Consider the following 19072-nt stretch of genomic DNA (forward strand, 5'->3'; position numbering starts at 1 on the left):
AATTTTAAATAAACCAATTGCCACGCCTCCATAGTAAATTAAATTATAGGAATTAGCAGGCAGCGATGAAGGCTTTAACACGCTCCAGAGCTTTTTCTAATTCAGCTATCAGTTCATCTGCACCCTGAAGCTGATTTGACCGAGCCTGACTTTCTAGCTTTGCTGCCAGGTCTGGCATTAATCTAATAGCAACGGTAGCACTTCCCCCTTTAAGTTGGTGAGCGCGACGGATGATGGTTTCGCAATCAACCGCCTTGAGTGCTACTTTGGCATCTTGCAGGTAAATTTGAGCATCATCCACAAAGGCTTGCAGTAGTTCGATTTGAAACTCAGCGTCTCCCCTAGAGAGTTCGTGCAGGCGATCGCGATCGACTGGCTCCTCTTCCGCTTTTGGATTTTGGATGTTGGATGCTGGATTTTCCTTTTGCTTCGCTGCTGGCTCATTTGGGTTATGAATCCAACGCTCTATAACTGCTTTCAATTCTTTCAAAGAAATTGGTTTACTTATGTAGTCATCCATACCTGCTGCCAGACATTTTTCGCGATCGCCGCTCATGGCATTGGCAGTCAAGGCAATAATTAAAGTGTGACTTTCCTTCCCTTCCCGGTCGCGAATCTTCCTCGTCGCTTCATAGCCATCTAGGACTGGCATCTGACAATCCATCAACACTAAATCGTAAGCTGCGTGCGTCATGCGGTCGAGTGCTTCTTGACCGTTAACGGCACAATCAGCCTCGTATCCCAAGACTTTGAGTTGATTCATTACGACTTTTTGGTTAATAGGTGTATCTTCTACTAACAAAACTTTGCAAATTTGCTTTTTACCGCTGTATTCTGATTGAATATTTTGCATAGTAAATATATCTTTACTAGGTTGAACGTAGATTGGCTCAAATTTTTCTTCTTTACCATAACCAAACTCAAGATTTAAAATTGGCGCTGCCGATTTTTTGCATGAATAACTTTTCTCGAAAGGCACTGCAAACCAAAACTCCGAACCTTTACCCAATTCGCTTGTAACGCCAATTTCACCACGCATTAATTCTACTAGCTGCTTGCAAATCGCCAAACCTAAGCCCGTACCTCCATATCTTCTAGTGGTTGAACCATCTACTTGAGAAAACGATTGAAACAACTTTTTCTGGTTTTCAGGCGCAATCCCAATACCAGTATCCTTAACGGAAAATCGAAGTATATAGCCGGAAAATTCCTCTAATTTTTGGCTCTTAGCCTCCTCTCCTCTAGTTGAGATAAAAGAGCTAGGCTCCCTTATTTCTACCGCGATCGCTACTTCTCCTTGGTTTGTAAATTTAATAGCATTCTCTGTTAAATTCACGAGAATTTGCCGCAGGCGCTTGGCATCTCCTACTAATTGTCGAGTTCCTTTACCTTCTACTGAAGCCCGCAGTCTGATCGCCTTTGCATTAGCTTGCGATACTACCATAGATACCACTTCTTCTAGAGTGCTATCTAAGTCAAACTCCACCTTCTCCAGCCGCATTTTTCCGGACTCTAGTTTAGAAAAATCGAGGATATCGTTAATTAGTTCCAGCAAGTTATCGCCACTAATTCTAATTGTCTGCACGAAGTCTCGCTGGTGCGCGTCAAGATTGGTTTTCAGCAGCAGATCCGTCATCCCAATCACGCCATTCATGGGGGTGCGAAATTCGTGACTTATATTAGCTAGAAATTGCGATTTGAGGCGGGAAGCTTCTAAAGCGGCTTCTTTTGCCGCTACTATTTCGGTGATATCTCTAATAGTACCGACTAATATTTTATTTCCCGATTCATCTTGGAAAATACTCTTTTTAGTGGAAATAATATGAGCTTTGCCTTCTGAGTCGGTAATTTTTTCCTCGTGTTGATTTTCAAGGCCACTGCTAAACACAAGGGCATCTTTTTCCCAAAATACATCTGCTTGTTCTTTAGGGAAAAAATCATAATCGGACTTGCCAATTAGTTGATTTTTGCTATATCCCAAAAAGTGACAAAGAGCATCATTAACTTTGAGCCAGCGATGTTGTTCGTCTTTGACAAAAACAGGATCGGCGATCGCATTCAGAGTATGATGCAAAAACTCTTGAGACTCTTTCAGTTGTTTTTCTATCTGCGCCCGATAGGTGATATCTGTATCCGTACCCGCCATCCTATACGGTTGCCCCTGGTCATCCCGCATGACAGTCCCGCGAGCTAGTATCCAACGAATGCTGCCATCTTTGTGAACCATTCGGTGTTCAATTTCGCATTGAGAAGTTACCCCCGCTAGATGTGCGTTAATCGCTGTCGCCATCGCCTCTCTATCATCGGGATGGACTAAAAGTAGCCAGTCATCAAGCTGGCTGTTGATTTCGCGATCGCTATAACCGAGCATGGATTTCAAGCTGGAAGAAATGTAGATTTCTTTAGTTTTAAGGTTCCAGTCCCATACGCCCATCGCAGAGCCACTGACGGCGATCGCGTATCTCTCTTCGCTCAAACGCAGCGCGGCTTCGGTAATGTTATGCGCTTGAATTTCGCTCCTCAACTGCTCGTTAACTGCTTGTAACTCAGCTGTGCGTTGTGCAACTCTATCTTCTAGTTCAACTTTCGCTTGTTGCAGCGCTGCTTCCGCCAGCTTGCGTTTGGTGATGTCTATCATCAAGCCATCCCAAAAAATTTTCCCCGACTCCAATCGTTCTGGTCTGGCAACAACAGCAATCCACTTGTTTTTACCCTTAACTATAATTCGCCCTTCCCATTGCCAAGGAGTTAAAGTTTGTGCAGAAATAGCCACACTTTCGTAGATAGATGCAAGATCGTCAGGATGAATTGTTCTCCAAAGCAAGTCAGCATTCTGCTGAATCTCAACAGGTTCTAACTCTAGAAGAGATAAGCAACCAGCACTAACATAAGGAAAGAAACCTTTACTATTGGGGTAGAGACAGTATCGATAAATTATTCCCGGCAAGTTAGCTGCTAACTTTTGGAATCGCACTTCAGATTGCTGTAAATATGACTCAGTAATCTGTCTTTCTGCCTTTTCATCTTCTAATTTTTCTATAGTCTGTTTTAATTGCGTGGTTCGTTCTATAACTCGATCTTCAAGCTCGGCATTCATTTTTGCCAGTGCTGCTTCTGCCAAGGTGCGATCGCCTATCTCTTTTTGTAGTTGTAAATTTTGTTCTTGGAGTTGGTAATATAGTTTCCGAATTGTCAAGTGAGTCTGCACCCGACTTAATACCTCTTCGTGCTGAATCGGCTTAGTAATGTAATCCACCGCCCCCACCTGAAAACCTTCTACCTTGCACCCCATCTCAGAAAGCGCCGTCATAAAAATCACGGGAATGTCTTTTGTTGACTCATTTGCTTTCAAGCGGCGACAAGTATCAAACCCGTCAATTTCCGGCATCAGGATATCCAAAAGGATAATATCTGGCTGGGCATATTCCGCTTGTCTAATAGCACTTTCTCCATCAAGAGCCACCAAAACTTCAAATCCAGAAGTGGTTAAATAATCCAGCATTGGCATCAAATTGCTGGGAGTATCGTCAACAATTAAAATAACCCCAATGGGAGAATTAGTATCGTTCATTTATACCTCCAAATTATATTGTTTTAATAATTCCTGGATTTGGTTCACCTGAAATGCGATCGCTAATTTACGCATATGGGTGGTAAAGGGAATAAACTTAGCATCTAGCCGTTCAAGTTTTTCTGCTCGCTCCAAAATGCCTTTAATATTTCCTCTCATAGCCAAATCGAGCAAAGCCGCAATCTCATCAGGTGGAGGAATGAATTTTGGATTTTCGCTTGCACTTAATAAGCTTAAATCGCTATATTCCTCTTCTTGGCTATTACATTCGTCTTTGATTAAAGACCTGTAAGAGGAAGTTTGCTGTTCATAAATCCATTCCAGTTGCAAATGCACCCGTAACTGTTCTAAAAGTTCTTGTATGCGTATAGGTTTAGAGATAAAAGCGTCACAACCTACAGCTAAACCTTTTTCATGGTTGTAGTCGAAAACGCTAGCTGACGTAGCGATGATCGTGACATCTTTCAATTGTGGGGACAGCCGCAGCAGCCTCGTAGCTTCAAAGCCGTCCATTACGGGCATAACTAGATCCATCAATATGCAATCTGGGTTAAACTCAGCAGCTTTGTTCAGAACGTCGCGCCCATCTTTTGCTTCAATTATTTCAAACCCTATAGGCAAGAGAGAATTGACTAATACAAAGCGATTTTCTGCTTTATCATCTACTACTATAATCTTTCGTTTATCACCTTTAAAACCCCTAATATTTCTTTCTTCTAATTGGCAGAACTCTTTGCTCCATGCTGGCACTTCAGTTATATCTATGTCCAGCCAAAATTTACTACCTCGATTCAATGTACTGGTTACATTTAACTTGCCTCCCATCAAGTCAACTAATTTTTTACTGATTGTCAATCCTAGCCCTGTTCCTTCCACTCTAAGGTTGCGATCGCCTACTTGTTGGAATGGCAAAAATATTTCTGATAAGTTTTCTGGTGCTATACCTATGCCCGTATCTTCTACCTCAAACCTAATTTTTGTAACTTTTAATTGTGAATTAGGTATCGATGACAGCCATTCTTCATTTTCCAATACATATCCAACTTTAAAAATTACCCCACCAGTTGAAGTAAACTTGACTGCATTGCTGAGTAAGTTGATGAGAACTTGCCGCAACCATTTTTCGTCCCCTTTAAGGGCAACAGGCAAGGGAGACGCCTGCTCGTAGCTAAAACTAATCCCTTTTTGTGCCGCCCGCATTCGGAATATGTCAGCAATATTTTTTATAAAAGATGGAAAATGAAAGTCAGTCATGTGGACTTCCATCTTCCCAGCTTCAATTTTACAAATATCTAAAATATCATTAATTAAATTTAATAAATGTTCGCCGCACTGGTAGATTATATTAATGCCATCTTGTTGCTGGTCGGTTAAACTTTTGTCTTTTTTGAAGATTTGGGCGTAACCTATAATGCCGTTTAAAGGAGTTCTGAGTTCATGGCTCATATTAGCCAAGAATTCGCTTTTGGCATGGTTTGCAGCTTCAGCGGCAACTTTCGCTTCTTGCAGAGCAGCTTCCACTTGCTTGCGTTCGTCAATTTGACGGATTAATTGTTCGTTAAGACGTTTCAATTTAGTTGTTCGCGCCATCACTCTATGTTCTAGTTCAGCATTTAATTGGCGCACTTCGACTTCTGCACGTTTGCGTTTAGTGATGTAAAGTATTAATTGGGCGTTTGAAGCTTCAATCGCTTGCTTTTGCTCATCTAATGTAGCAACAATGCTAGCTATAGAAGTTGAAAGAATAGCGACTTCATCTATGCCTGAAATTGCGGGAATTTTGATTGTAGAATCACCTTCGCACCTACGCGCAACAGCAGCAGCGATCGCTATCACTGGATTCACCAAACATCCGGCGAGCAACCACGACAAACCCGCAGACACAGCGCCTAGTATTACTCCCCAAATAATGATGTTGTGTTGGAACTCTCGTGCGGTTGCAAAAGCAATATCCGTTTTTTGGCGCACCAGAACCAGCCACCCAAGTCCGGGATAATTCTTGTAACCATCACTTTTGGCAAAGCTGGTTAGATAAGTAATCCCATCTTGCCAGGTATCAACCTGGTAGCTATTTTCACCCCGTCGCGCAGCATTTTGTATAGCGCTGAGGACATCCCTATTCTTGAGCGATCGCGCCGTAACACTCTTAGATTTTAAATTTTCAATGGCCATGCGTGGCGCTAACAAAACATTACCTTTATCTGAGAAAATCAGCACCTCTGCTTGATAGTAATTCTCTATAGGTTTAAGAAGCGAACCGTGCATATTTGTTGCCCAGTTCCAGTTGAGGTGCGCCCCCAGCACGCCTTGAAAATTCCCCGCCTCATCCATCAAGGGCGCTGTTAAATTTATTAACTGCAAGGGTTCCTGACTAGGATTAGGCAGTAACTTTTCCAGCAGAGTTGCTTTATGCACATCCTCAACATTAGGCGCTTCCTTGCCATTAACAAACCAAGGAAGACTAGAGACATCTTTGCCCTCTAATATTCTCCCCGTACTGGCTAAAACTTCGCCCCTAGCGTTAGTTAAACCAATCCACGCCAAGTCAGGATAGAGCTGTTTTATTTTCTCTAGTCGAGCGCGTTTAGCATCTAGAGAGACTTGGGAAGAACGAATTTCATCAAGGGTGGCGATCGCCTGGATCTCGCGATAGTGTATTACCTTGAACCAATCTAGATTGCTCGCTATATCGTCGGCTACGTGTGCCATGAAATGTCCAATATGGGCTTCTATCCGCGCTCTGCTGGCATTGCCAACAACCAAACTTAGTAAGAGCGAGAAGATGAGGATAATGCTACCAATTGCTAATCCCAGTCGAGTTATAAAGCTACGACGCGGATTGATAAAGGTAATAAATTGGTTGAAATTGGTCATTGGTAATTTCCATTACCCAGTAACTACAAATTGTTTGATGCGTTGCATAATTGCTTCCAATTCAGCAACCATTTCAGCTGCACCCTCTAACTGCTCTAATTGAGCCTGAGTTTCAAGCCTTTGTGCAATGTCGGGCATTAAGTAAACAGCTACCGTACTACTTCCACCTTTAATCTGATGAGCGTGACGAGAAAGGGCTTTACAATCTCCTAAGCTGACGGCTATTTTCGCTTCTTCTATGTAAGTTTGAGCATCTTCTACAAAAGCTTGCATAAGTTCTTCTTGAAATTCCGTATCTCCACCACATATTTGCTGTAGGCGTTCAATATCTAAAATTTCTGATAGCGAACCTCCAACCGTATTGCCAATGCTTCCGTTCTCTTTTTGCTCCTGTCCTTTAGCGCTAAGAGAGTTTTTTATATCTAACAAAGCAGACCAATGTTCTAGAGTAGCCTGTAATTGTTCTAGGGCGATGGGTTTACTAATGTAATCATCCATGCCAGATGCCAGACACTTTTCTTTGTCTCCCTTAAAAGCATTAGCCGTCATTGCAATTACCACATGACGGTTTCCGTAGAGACGGCGCAGCTCTTTTGTAGCTTCGTAGCCATCCATAATTGGCATCTGACAATCCATTAACACGATGTCAAAATCTCTTGTTGCCAGTGCAGTTAATGCCTCTTGACCGTTGTTAGCTGTGGTAGCTTGGTAGCCCAATACTTTTAGTTGATTTAAGCCAACTTTTTGATTAATTGGGGTGTCTTCTACTAACAGAATTTTGAGATGTGCCTTTTGTTCTGTTTCAGCAGCCACCAATTCTGGATCGATATTTATTTTTGCTTCGTCAGGCGATGCTAATGACGAATCACGGTTGACTGTTGCAGAATTACTATTGACGACACTCATCAAGCAGTCAAACAGCCTAGAAGCTTTCAGAGGTTTGGTTAAATACCCAGCAAAACCCCGTTCCAGCAGTAATTTTGCTTCTTCACGCTGATGCATGGAAGTAAGGAGAATCCACTTAGTATGAGCCAGCAATGCTTCAGAACTTATTAGCCGTTCCAGCATACCTCCGGTCATTTCTGGCAACTGCATATCCATCAAAACGATATCGTAAGGATCGTTTTGAGCTAAGGCATTTTGCAACGCCGCGATCGCCATCCCACCCTGCTCAACTTCATCAACTTGCATTCCCCACAAGCTGGCAAGTCTGACTACTACTTTACGCAAGGTGGGTTTATTATTGGCGACTAACAGTTTTATTCCTGAAAGTTCAGTTGTTAGTTGTCCGGTAAGAGGATGAGTTAATTCCCGCTGTCTGTTTAAAACTTCTTTATCAACTGGTAGGGTAAACCAGAAGGTTGAACCAACTCCCGGCTTACTTTCTACACCAATTTCACCGCCCATCAATTCTACTAATTGCTTGCTAATTGCCAACCCTAAGCCCGTTCCCCCATATTTGCGAGTTGTCGAAGCATCTACTTGAGAAAAGGATTGGAACAGCTTTTCACGATCTTCTGGACTTATTCCTATGCCTGTATCTATGATCGCAAATCGAATTGCAGGCTTTTGTCCTTTGTCGTTGGGCAAAATATCTTGGCCATTTACTGCTGACAAAGACACTTGAATTACTACTTCACCAGAGGCAGTAAATTTAATTGCATTACCCACCAGATTGGTAAGAATTTGCCGCAGACGCGCTGCATCTGCCTTAATTTCTAAGGGCACGTTGCTATCAATTAATGCCGCAAGTTCTATTCCTTTATTTTGCGCTGGTGTGTTTAGTAAATCTAGCAACTCTTCTATGCAGAGGTTTAAGTCAAAATTCAGCGTCTCCAATCGCATTTCACCTGCTTCAAGCTTGGAGAAATCGAGAATATCGTTGATTAGGGTGAGCAAATTTTGACCAGCTACCTTAGCCGTCTGTACAAAATCCAGTTGTTCTTCTGTGAGGTTGGTTTTTAAAAGTAAGTCCGTCATCCCCAGCACGCCATTCATCGGCGTGCGGATTTCGTGACTCATGTTTGCTAAAAATAGGGATTTTAGGCGGGAAGCTTCTAAGGCAACTTCTCGTGCTTGTTGCGCTTGCTCGAACAGGGTTGATTGCTGTATAGCGATCGCCAGTTGTACGCTCAACTGAGAAAGCAACTCGATCTCCGATTCACTCCACGCCCTCGGGCCGCTACAATTATGGGCAATCAGCAATCCCCATAACGATTTTGGATGATTCTGTTGATTGTCAATTTCAGCAATTTCTGGCTCCTGACCGCTACCCCTTATTACAATTGGAACTATTAAATTAGCTCTCACCTGAAGCTGCTCTAATAAATTCATGTGGCAGCGATCTAAACCTGCTGTATAAATATCTTCAATTGGCCGTATGCGACCTGCTTCGTAAAGCGGTATATAACTATCAGCAAAGCATTGATCTTGAATGTCCATCCCCAGAAGAGGCATCCAATTTGCACCTACAGATTCAACAACAACAGCCCCAGTTCCATTAGGTTCAAAGCGATAAACAACCGTGCGATCGGTTAATAGTAATTGCCGCACTTCTTCTACGGCTGTACTGAGCGTGTTGGTGAGATTAAGAGACTGGCGCACGCGCTGGGCTATAGCCCTTACCAGCCGTTCCCGTTCAGCTTGTTCGGCAATGCGTTGTTGCGACTTTTGCAAAGCCCTCTCAGCTTGCTTGCGTTCTGTAATATCCCTCTGCACTGTTGCTAAACAAAGGGGTTCGTCAGTGTGAGGATGCTTGACTAAGAAAATATTCATCCAGACATCGATTAGCTGATCGTTACGGAAGTTTCGCAGCTGACTCTCTCCTTGCCATTGTCCGGTTTGCATTACCGTTGGCAAAATTGTCTGGGAAAATTGAGTTTGAACATCTTCGGGGAAGTAATCAAACACTAGGGTGGAACTTATTTCCGATAGGCTATTTAGCCCCACTAGCTGGCGTCCGGCTTCATTGAGAAACAAGGTTTTTCCATCCATTGCTGCCATGCCAATAAAGTCGCTGCTGTTTTCAATTAGCGAAACAAACTTTTGTCGTTCTTCTTCGGCTCGTTTGCGATCGCTAATATCCAAGGACAAGCCATACCAAAGCAAGTCTCCGTTGGCTAGCAATTCCGGTTGGGAAGCCCCCTGAATCCACTTCACCTTACCCGAATCTGTAACAAGCCTCCCCTCCCAGTTCCAAGGTTGCAAGGTTTGGGCGGAAACACCGATAGAGTTTTCAAAGGTTCCGCGATCGTCCGGGTGAAGCCTGTTGAGAACTAACGACGCATCCTGTTGTACGGCTTCTGGCTCTTGTTCGTACACTTCCCGACAACCAGCGCTAACGAAGGGGAAACTCATCGAGCCATCCGTTTTCAGCAAAAATTGGTAAACCATGCCAGGTACGGTGGCGGTGATTTTTTGCAACTGTTGCTCTCTCTGGCGCAGAGCTTCCTCTGCCGTGTAACTTTCTGTAATATCGTGGGCAAAGCCTAGAACGGCAAAAATATTACCCTCGTTATCATATAAACCAAATTTTTTGGTATCGAAGATGTGCAACGAACCATCTGCACACGTAGCTGGATCGTAGGAATTGTGGATTGTCTCGCCTGCCAACACAGCTTCGTCGTCAGCGCGGAAGCCACGAATGCCGGCGCTGGGATTGCCAAATACTAATTCTTCTGAAAAACCCAGTTCCAAATCATCCTTACCGACGATCTCTTCTACTGTTTTACCAATAGCGTTAGCGTAGCCCTGATTAACCAAGACATAGCGGAAGTTTCTATCTTTGGCGAAAATCCAGTCAGGCGTTGCATCAATTACAGTCCGCAGCAGACGGCTTTGATTTTCGGTATGCTGTAATGCTTGCCTCAGCGCTATTTCTGCTTGTTTGCGGCTGGTGATGTCCAGCATTGTGCCAAATAGCCGCAGCACTTGCCCTTTATCGGAAGAAACAGCTTGTCCTCTAGCCTCAACATACCTGATAGAACGATCGGGCCGATGGAGGCGAAATTCAAATTGATGAGGCTGGCCGTCAGCGATCGCTTGTCTAACGGTTTTATGCCATAGTTCTAGGTCATCTGGATGAATTTTTTGTAGAAGTTCTGAGTAAGTGGGTGTTTTTTGGCTTGGCTCAAGGCCAAAAACTCGGAAGGCTTCATCTGACCAAGTAATTTTTTGAGTGGCGACATCAAAATCCCAGCTGCTGAGGTGGGCTATTTTTTGTGCTTCTGCGAGTCTAGCTTCACTATGCCTGAGTTTTTCCTCGGCTTGTTTGCGTTGCGTAGCCGCCGCCACGGCATCGCTGATGTCGTTAAAATAAATCGACAGTCCCGATTCTGAAGGATAGACCCGAACCTCAAACCACTTATTTAGCGAGGGATCCCATTCCTCAAATGTTACTGCCCTGCCGCTCTCTACGGCGCGATGATACTCTTTGTAAAAAACTGACCCAATTGCTTCTGGAAATTCTTCCCACAAGTTACGACCCACAAGCCGATCCGCTGTTTTGCACAAAACACGCTCGGCTTCACTATTCATATAAGTAACTTCCCAGTTGCGGTTTACCGCAAAGAAGGCATCACTAATACTTTCTAAAATATGAGATAACCGCGCTGAGGTGGCGGCAATACGAGCTGTGGCGGCGGTGAGCATCCCCTCTGCCTGTTTGCGTTGGGTGATATCCTCATAAGTCACGCTGATGCAGTTGTTGGGCAGGGGTAACACTTCTATAGCATAGACACTCTCCAGCGCCCGGTTCTCACCATATGTGATATCTTCTACCTTTCGTACAACCCCCGAACGCACGACATCAGCAAACAGTTGGGGAATTGCCTTCTCGCGCAGATGGGGAAAATTTTCATCCAGGGTCTTTCCCTCAATATCAGCGGCGGAAACGCCTGTGAGTCGTGAAGTTGCAGGATTTGCAGCAATTAACCTCAGCGTTTGGTCATCGTTGAGGTCTTCCATCTGGTAAACATAAATACCTTGCTTGCTGTTGTTAACAATATCGGCATACAGCTGTAACCGATCGTATGCGTGCTTGATTTGAGTAATGTCAAATATCATGCCCTCAAGCCAGCAGGCGGCTGAGGTGGGGCAACAATAAGGGGTTAAAGCCAAACAAGAATCGATGTTTGCCGCTTGGTCGTTGGCAAATTTGCCTCGACCTCTGTCACAAACCCATCGCGTGGTGCCATCGGCGTGAGTAATACGGTATTCGATGCAATAGGGTTGTCGGCTAGCAATTGCTTGTTGAACAAGTCGTTCAACTCTCGCTTTATCTTCTGGATGGATCAGATTGGCAAAGCTTATCGTCTGAGTGTCAATAAAGTCAGATGCCCGATAGCCGCAGATTTCTGCGATCGCCTCGCTCATATACTCTACTGTCCTCTGGGCATCGCTTTTGGCACGATAAACGGCTCCAGAGATACTAGCAATCATTGACTGGAATTGCTCTTGCCTTTTACAGGGGGCTTCTTTGGTTTGTTCGTATTGCATAACATCGCTAAATTGAGCGCCTATTTGTTTTATACTGCCATCTGCCCTCAGATGGACTTCGCTTCTTAAATAATAAACAGACTTGCTACTCGCTCGAAAGACGATAAACAGCGTAGTTAATGGCGCGATCGCCCGGTACAATTTCGCATTCAGTGTTATAACTAAATACCTAGTAATTCTTATAATATTTATTTTTTTCGTAAAGCTGTTGGCTGTTTGCTGCCAACCATTCAACAACCAATTAACATTACTCAATTAACATTACTTTTTAGAATGTCTCGAAGCCTGCATTGCTGAGGCTACCCCTACACTTACCCTGAATTAATAGTAGCTTCACCCTGATTTTTAATAATTTTATACCTGATTCAGTAGAAGAAATTAATTCTTTGAATGATGGTTACAGCGCGAGCAGACCACACCAAACATTTGTCAATTTTGGGTTTCGCACCTTACCCCAAATTATAAGATGATATGATTTTATTAAATTTCTCTACTTAGACTTTATTGAAATATGCAGATGCCGCTATGAGTATAACATTTTTTTACAACCTTTAGATTTTTTGTAAGCATAGCCTTGCGGTTGCATTTTATTCAACTTAATTTATGAGATATTGTAGTTTATTAAGTAGAGTAGTAAATTTTGGGTAAGTTATTATTTTTATAAATTAACAGCTAAAATACCTGTTAATTTAGCCCTTTTCTTGCTTTTAAAATGGGTTATCTTTGTTTTATCAAGGGTTGCGTCGATCGGCGAAATTAATAGGAAATTAGTAGTATTGTACATTTAATATAGCTAGCGATCGCCTTCTTATATTCATATTTATCACCCCGCGATCGCTAGCTATATTAATAAATTCCAATCTGTTATTTAGCAACAGTATTATTTAGATTTTGATCCAAGTCTCCAGCGCGACTTAAAGGCCAAAAACGAACAACTGCTTTACCAACTATGCGATCGCGCGGTACAAAACCCCAGTAGCGCCCATCATAACTATTGCTGCGAGAGTCACCCAATACCAAATAAGAATTATCCGGTACAGTAAGCGGCCCCCAATCTTCGTGAGAAGCATTTACAACATAATTTTCCTGTATAAGTTTACCGTTAATAAAAACTCGCCCTCCTTTAATCTCTATTTTTTCTCCAGGTAGCCCAATCACCCGTTTGATGAAAGTATCGTGAAAATTTTCTTGCTGTAGCTTATCTGTAGGTGAAAACAGAACGATATCACCACGCTGGGGATTATGGAAGCGGTAACTAACTTTATCCGCCATCACGCGATCGTTTATTTCTAAAGTTGGCACCATAGAACCTGAAGCAACATAACGACCTTCTGCCACGAAAGTGCGGAATCCAAAGGCAAAAATGAGGCTTAATCCAATTGTTTTAAAACCCTCAATACAGATATTTTTTAAATTATTATCGCTATCGCTATGTGTCACTTTTGTACTCCTGAAGCCTTGTCAATTTAGTTTATAGTTTTACAAATTTTGGGGCAAACTTTAGGGTTGAAAGTATGCGCGATCGCGCTTGACTGCTTTCCCCTATGCCTCCACCACATACTTACCCAGCTATGAATCTTACAGGTTATTACGAAAAGCACCAATAAATCAGATAAGAATATTAACTGATGATATCAACCCTTCCTTGATAATTCTGGCGCTATACACCACCTGTCTTCCCTCAATACCCTTTAAATCTTTAAGATGTTTTTGAATTCCCGATACTCCGCTAGTCCTTAAAGCATTTAAGAAAGATTTATCCTTGTAGACCTCTGACGAAAAGGAAAGTTCCTTGCTTTTTGAAACTCCTTGTATGCGTGCCGCCTTGTTTACGGTTGAGCCAAAATAATCTAAATGATTATTCAGATTTACCAAAACTGCGGAACCGCGATGGATGCCTATTTTAACTTTTATTTGTTCATCCTCGTGATGACTCTTGTTGTAATCGCTGAAACCTGCAAACGCTTCTGCTGCGGCTTTGAGGGCTTGTTCGTTTGTGACAAACGAGGCCATTACAGCATCACCTATAGTTTTGACTACCGTTCCCCGATGTTTTTCAATTGATTGGAATAAAATGTCAAAGTGGTCGCGAACTATATTGTATGCTTTAGCGTCTCCTAGTTTTTCATACATCATCGTAGAGCCAGTAATATCAGTAAACATGAGCGTGACGGCTCTAATTTTCATGCGTTCGCGATCTGAGAGAATTTGATCGCCAAACAAACGCTTATAATCAGGATGATGGATAATTTCAAGGCCGGAAACGCGGGGAGGAAGCTGTTCTATTTTTAGTTCTTCCGGCAAGTTATCGTTTAACATAATCATGCCGGATAACGAATGACCAATGTTTGTTAATTCAATTTTGATTTTGCCGGGGCGGGCGGTTAGTTGTTCCTTGTCAAAATATTTGCCTTCTAGCTGCTTTATTTGAAAATTTTGTATTTCTTCTGTTTCTTCTCCGTCTACTACCAAACTTCCTTTTGCCAAAGTCAGGGGACAGCAGTAGCGATATCTACCTTTTTCTAATGAGAGAATAACAGAGTCAGTTTCGTTTAAACCCGTAACCAGTTGAAATTTAGATTTTAAGATAGGAGGGGGAGCGCAGACGGGGCAAATTCTAGGATCTTCGATGGCTTTATTCAGCGAAAAAGTAACTTCGACGCGATCTAAGAAATCAACGTCAAAATCGCGTTCGCACATTTCGCAAGAAGAAACTTCTGATGCATCGGCCAGATTATTAAATTCAGCAGTAATCATGTTGCAATGAGGACAGTGGATATCCCAATGCAGATCGAACACTTCCGCGATCGCGCCATATAAAAATTCAGATATGACTAAATCCGGGTGCAGCCCAGCAAGAGCTGCTACATGATGGGGGTTTATCCTGATTCGTTCCAAAAGGTTAGATCCCAGCAACCAGTCTTCGATCTCTTTAATCGCTACGACGCTAGCACCATGACGCTTTTTTAGATTTTCAAATTTTTCTTTTAAAAGAGCAAGATTCATTACAGCTATATTGGTGCCAACTTTGCCTCGATCCTTGATGCAACTAACTCTACCGCGTTGAATTGTGCGCGGGCGTTTGAGCCTCGTCCCACTGAGGTTTTTTGATGTGGTAGCTTGGTAAATGCCTCTAGCCTTCATATATCTTCATATTTTCTCATATATTAAATTAGCAGGACAACCGTCAACAGATTTCTGTATTTTGGCTTAATTTGGCTTTTAAGTTGCCACAGAGCCTGTAACTTGTAAGTTGCGCTACCTATAGTTATAGGCAAACCAGCTATTTAAATACTAAATAAATATGTAAATATGCAAAAGAATAATTAAGGCATAGACAACCACTTTAATCCTCTCCCTAGAGCGAGATTTAGAGAGAAAATGTAAGAGATTGTAAAGGAGAACACAGGTTAGAATCATTGGCCATAAAACCTAGCTCGTAGCCTCCCCACACAAGCAATGAAAGTCAAAATGATTTTGCCTGCGCTAACAGAAGCTATAAGTCCCCACTGGCGACCAATTAAATATTCTCTGTTTCCCCCCTTGGGATTAGCCACAATAGCCAGTTTTTTCAGCGAAGATGACGAAATTACCCTGCAAGACGAACACGTTGAGCGTCTAAATTTAGACGACGAGCCAGATTTAGTAGTAATCCAGGTTTATATTACTTCAGCTTACCGAGCTTACGAACTAGCAGACCATTACAAACAAAAGGGCGCGTATATCTGTCTGGGTGGGTTGCACGTTACTTCGCTACCGGAAGAAGCCGCTGCCCATGCTGATACTATATTCCTTGGCCCAGGAGAAGATACTTGGCCTGAATTTCTGCAAGATTTCAGGGCGGGGCATCCAGGTAAAGTGTATCAATCGAAACTGCGATCGCTCCTCGGCGTCCCTAAAATTCGCCGCGACTTAATTAAGCGTCATCTCTACCTAATTCCTAACTCAATAGTCGTCTCGCGGGGTTGTCCCCACACCTGCGATTTTTGCTACAAAGAAGCATTCTTCAAAGGCGGCAAATCTTTTTACACCCAACCTGTAGACGACGCCTTAGCTGAAATCGACCGCCTACCCGGTAAGCATCTTTATTTTCTAGACGATCATCTATTCGGAAATCCTGAATTTGCCGCCGCTTTATTTGAAGGCATGAAAGGCATGAGCCGCGTTTGGCAGGCAGCAGCAACCGTAGAATCCATCTTAAAGCCACAATTACTAGAAAAAGCCGCCGACGCAGGCTTACGCAGTATGTTTGTAGGCTTTGAAACCCTCAATCCCGCAAATCTCAAAGCACAGCATAAATATCAAAATCTCAATCGAGACTACAGCGCTGCTATCCGCCGCCTGCGGGATGTAGGAGTAATGGTTAATGCCAGCTTTGTTTTTGGTATGGATGATGATGATGAAACCGTTTTCGACCGCACTGTAGAATGGGCAGTGCAACAGGGACTAGAAACTGCTACATTTCATATCCTGACGCCGTATCCCGATACGGCTTTATACAAACGAATGGCAGAACAGGGAAGAATTACCCATAGCAACTGGGATTTATACGATACTCGGCACGTCGTTTACAAGCCAGCGAAAATGACGCCAGAAGTGTTGGAAGCTGGCTATTGGCAAGCATATCGAGATTTTTACCGCTGGAGCAATATTTTTCAGGGTGCTTGGGTTAAAGAAGATTGGGGCGACAGGATGCGGCACTTGGCTTATTCTGGAGCATGGAAGAAATTAGAGCCAGTTTGGGATGCAATTATCCGGCTGAAAACGGTGACTCAATGCTTGCCAGCGTTGGAGAATGTGCTTACCAGTTTTGGTTCGCATCCGGCATCTAAAAAGATCGATCGTATGCTAAAGACCCCTTCTGTGACAGACTTGGATCAGCAGTTGCGGGTGCCATAAAGTAAGGATAAAGATGAAGAAAGAAGGATAAACCATGACAAGACTAATACCCTGACCTAGATTGAGGTATTTTCATCCTTTATGCTTCATACTTTTTTCTATCTCCTGTCTTTTGGCTCCTGGCATCTGTATTAACGCGCTTAGGAGCCAACTAATATGGAATTAAATCTACGGAACGCCTTCAAATATTACCGAGATTTTCAGCATCAAAATCAAGCTATTAATGACCTGGAACAGTGGCTGAAGGCGAATCACCCAGACCAGTTGGAGAAGTTTCAGCAGACTTGGAGAAGCGGAACCAATCTGGAACTTTCTCGCGACGTTACGGGGAAACAGAACAGCAGCGATCGCACAATCCACGTGCCGGGGGTTGCAAATGATATTTATTTGCAAGATCCGATTATTGCAGGTGGCAGTTTCACTTGGGCGGATGCAACCCATAATGGCAAGCGCGTCCTGCACAATAAAGAAACTGTAGAGGATATTATTGCTTTCGCCGAGCAGCTGCAAGCTGCCAGAGATCAGATTGGCCAGCCTTTCCACATTACCAATTGGTATCATCCTCCTTCATCTGGTGAAGTGACGGGTAGGGAGAAAAAGAGCAGTCATCAGCAAGTCGAGGCTGTTGATTTCCGCGTGGAGGGCTACACGGGTCAACAACTGGGGGATGAGTTAAGTTGGTGGCAGGGTGGTTTAGTCACTTACTCATATATCCCCTACTTAATACGTCTAGACAATCGTTCCTACCACCGGGGACAAGCATCATACCCTGGTTAAATGAAGAATGAGAAAGAAGTAAAAAGGCAAAAGAATGGGGTTAGTTCGGTCTTTTGCCTTTTTCCTTTTGGCTTGAGTGCCCTAGCCTTGGCGTTTTAGAAACTATCGCTAACGCACGCCAGGAAAGGAATCGACATACTGAATCTGAATGTCGGGAAAGGTGTCAACAATCTGGACTTTGAGATTTGGGAAGTTTTGCACCATCTGCCATTGACCGCACTGTTGGGCAAAGTTTGTCACCTGTTTTACCTTCAAATCGGGAAAGGCTGATACAACTTTGACTTTAATATCAGGAAATTTATCAACAATCTGCACTTGGCCGTAAAGCTTTTTTCCTTTATAGGTGCAGGTTGCGGCATCAATGGCGCGATCGCTAGCCTCTAGCCGCCTTGCTACGGATGCGTCCGCGATCGCTATTAAACCAACACCAACTACAACCCAACTCAACCCACTTTTCATAACTGCCTCGTTTTAGGTCAAGTTGCCGTGCCGATTTAGTGGCTCAATCCCATCGCACCTTGCACAATAGCGCCCTTGAACTTTGCAAAATCTAGCTCAGCCATCATTAGATCCGCATCACTCAAGTTCGCTTTTTCCAGGTTTGCACCTCTTAAGTCAGCAAACCTTAGATTTGCACCGTTTAAGTCTGCACTTTCGAGTTTTGCATTCCTCAAGTTGGCAAATCTTAGCACTGCGCCTCCCAATTCTGCTTTGTTCAGTCGGGCACACTCTAAGTCAGCTACATATAAGTTAGCCCCACCCAGTTTTGCCCCCCTCAAGTCAGCTCCTCTCAAGTTAGCCCGTTGTAGGTTAGCTTCCCTGAGATCCGCGCCCCTCAACTTTGCACCGCTGAGGTCGCAGCCAACACATTCTTTAGTTTCTAACAACCGTCGGACGTGTGCCGAACTTTCGGCTCCAGCTGGCGCGGCTAGCATTATAGGCATTGAGATGGCGGCTGTTAGTAGCGTTGTGAGTTTCATAGCTTTGTTTGGTTTAGTAAAGTGGGGAACTACAAAATATAGCTGCTGGGTGCGATCGCTACACAAGTTAGTTTTTTTGGCGATCGCGGTTGCGTCCAGAAGGCGCGATCTCGCGAAGCTCTCGGATATTCATCTGCTCCCATACTCCCTGTTTCTGCCACCGCCGCAAGTACAAGTAGACCGTTGAGGAAGGGGGCAGGTCATGGGGTAGCATCTGCCACGAGCAACCCGTCCGCATCAAATAGAAAATCGCGTTGACAATTTCGCGCATATTAACAGTGCGCGGGTGTCCGCCTGATTTAGCAGGTGGAATCAGTGGTTCAAGTTGTTGCCATTCGGCATCGGTCAGATCGCTAGGATAGGCTTTTCTTGCCATAGCTTAGATGCACCCTACAATTGGCTGTTTCGACTATGGCTTAATCTTTATGCGGAACTAAGCGAGTTTAATTTTTCTTTATAAATGCGGGTTAAAAAC

At 43.5% G+C, this 19072-nt stretch carries 9 protein-coding genes and 1 pseudogene; 2 read left to right on the top strand and 8 right to left on the bottom strand.

What is annotated here, in order from left to right; translation table 11 throughout:
- Nucleotides 1–52: 52 nt before the first annotated feature.
- The 5 genes from H6F77_RS14570 to H6F77_RS14590 all read right to left on the bottom strand — a co-directional run bounded on the left by H6F77_RS14570 (nucleotide 53) and on the right by H6F77_RS14590 (nucleotide 15085).
- On the bottom strand, nucleotides 53–3571 hold the full coding sequence (locus H6F77_RS14570) for a response regulator (RefSeq protein ID WP_190489413.1): 3519 nt from the start codon (nucleotides 3569–3571) through the stop codon (nucleotides 53–55).
- A complete protein-coding gene (locus H6F77_RS14575) occupies nucleotides 3572–6445 on the bottom strand; it encodes a hybrid sensor histidine kinase/response regulator (RefSeq protein WP_190489414.1) in 2874 nt (957 codons plus the stop codon).
- Between the two features lie 12 nt (nucleotides 6446–6457).
- Nucleotides 6458–12196, bottom strand: coding sequence for a PAS domain S-box protein (locus tag H6F77_RS14580; RefSeq protein ID WP_190489415.1), 5739 nt, complete (start codon nucleotides 12194–12196; stop codon nucleotides 6458–6460).
- Nucleotides 12197–12805: 609 nt separating this feature from the next.
- Entirely contained in the window at nucleotides 12806–13381 is a 576-nt protein-coding gene (gene lepB, locus H6F77_RS14585) for a signal peptidase I (RefSeq protein WP_190489416.1), read from the bottom strand.
- A gap of 168 nt (nucleotides 13382–13549) precedes the next feature.
- On the bottom strand, nucleotides 13550–15085 hold the full coding sequence (locus tag H6F77_RS14590) for an adenylate/guanylate cyclase domain-containing protein (RefSeq protein WP_190489417.1): 1536 nt from the start codon (nucleotides 15083–15085) through the stop codon (nucleotides 13550–13552).
- Nucleotides 15086–15400: 315 nt separating this feature from the next.
- Between H6F77_RS14590 and H6F77_RS14595 the strand changes: the two genes are divergently transcribed.
- Nucleotides 15401–16840, top strand: a complete 1440-nt coding sequence (locus H6F77_RS14595; protein ID WP_190489418.1) for a B12-binding domain-containing radical SAM protein — start codon at nucleotides 15401–15403, stop codon at nucleotides 16838–16840.
- 156 nt (nucleotides 16841–16996) lie between these two features.
- A complete protein-coding gene (locus tag H6F77_RS14600; RefSeq protein ID WP_190489419.1) occupies nucleotides 16997–17617 on the top strand; it encodes a D-Ala-D-Ala carboxypeptidase family metallohydrolase in 621 nt (206 codons plus the stop codon).
- A gap of 108 nt (nucleotides 17618–17725) precedes the next feature.
- Here H6F77_RS14600 and H6F77_RS14605 read toward each other — a convergent pair whose 3' ends face one another.
- The 3 genes and pseudogenes from H6F77_RS14605 to H6F77_RS14615 form a co-directional block, all read right to left on the bottom strand.
- On the bottom strand, nucleotides 17726–18076 hold the full coding sequence (locus tag H6F77_RS14605) for a 7(1) septoil knot domain-containing protein (protein ID WP_199321346.1): 351 nt from the start codon (nucleotides 18074–18076) through the stop codon (nucleotides 17726–17728).
- 35 nt (nucleotides 18077–18111) lie between these two features.
- Nucleotides 18112–18597 (bottom strand): pentapeptide repeat-containing protein, encoded by a 486-nt coding sequence (locus H6F77_RS14610; protein WP_190489420.1) that lies wholly within the window; start codon nucleotides 18595–18597, stop codon nucleotides 18112–18114.
- A gap of 127 nt (nucleotides 18598–18724) precedes the next feature.
- A pseudogene (locus tag H6F77_RS14615) lies at nucleotides 18725–18973 on the bottom strand (transposase); the annotation flags it as partial.
- Nucleotides 18974–19072 lie beyond the last annotated feature (99 nt).

This window comes from Microcoleus sp. FACHB-831, assembly GCF_014695585.1.
Lineage (GTDB): Bacteria > Cyanobacteriota > Cyanobacteriia > Cyanobacteriales > FACHB-T130 > FACHB-831.

What these genes read in the sequence shown, in the direction of transcription:
- H6F77_RS14590 (WP_190489417.1), bottom strand. Translation starts at nt 15,085, where the DNA reads ATGAAGGCTAGAGGCATTTACCAAGCTACCACATCAAAAAACCTCAGT.
- H6F77_RS14610 (WP_190489420.1), bottom strand. Translation starts at nt 18,597, where the DNA reads ATGAAACTCACAACGCTACTAACAGCCGCCATCTCAATGCCTATAATG.
- H6F77_RS14575 (WP_190489414.1), bottom strand. Translation starts at nt 6,445, where the DNA reads ATGACCAATTTCAACCAATTTATTACCTTTATCAATCCGCGTCGTAGC.
- H6F77_RS14605 (WP_199321346.1), bottom strand. Translation starts at nt 18,076, where the DNA reads ATGAAAAGTGGGTTGAGTTGGGTTGTAGTTGGTGTTGGTTTAATAGCG.
- H6F77_RS14570 (WP_190489413.1), bottom strand. Translation starts at nt 3,571, where the DNA reads ATGAACGATACTAATTCTCCCATTGGGGTTATTTTAATTGTTGACGAT.
- H6F77_RS14595 (WP_190489418.1), top strand. Translation starts at nt 15,401, where the DNA reads ATGAAAGTCAAAATGATTTTGCCTGCGCTAACAGAAGCTATAAGTCCC.
- H6F77_RS14600 (WP_190489419.1), top strand. Translation starts at nt 16,997, where the DNA reads ATGGAATTAAATCTACGGAACGCCTTCAAATATTACCGAGATTTTCAG.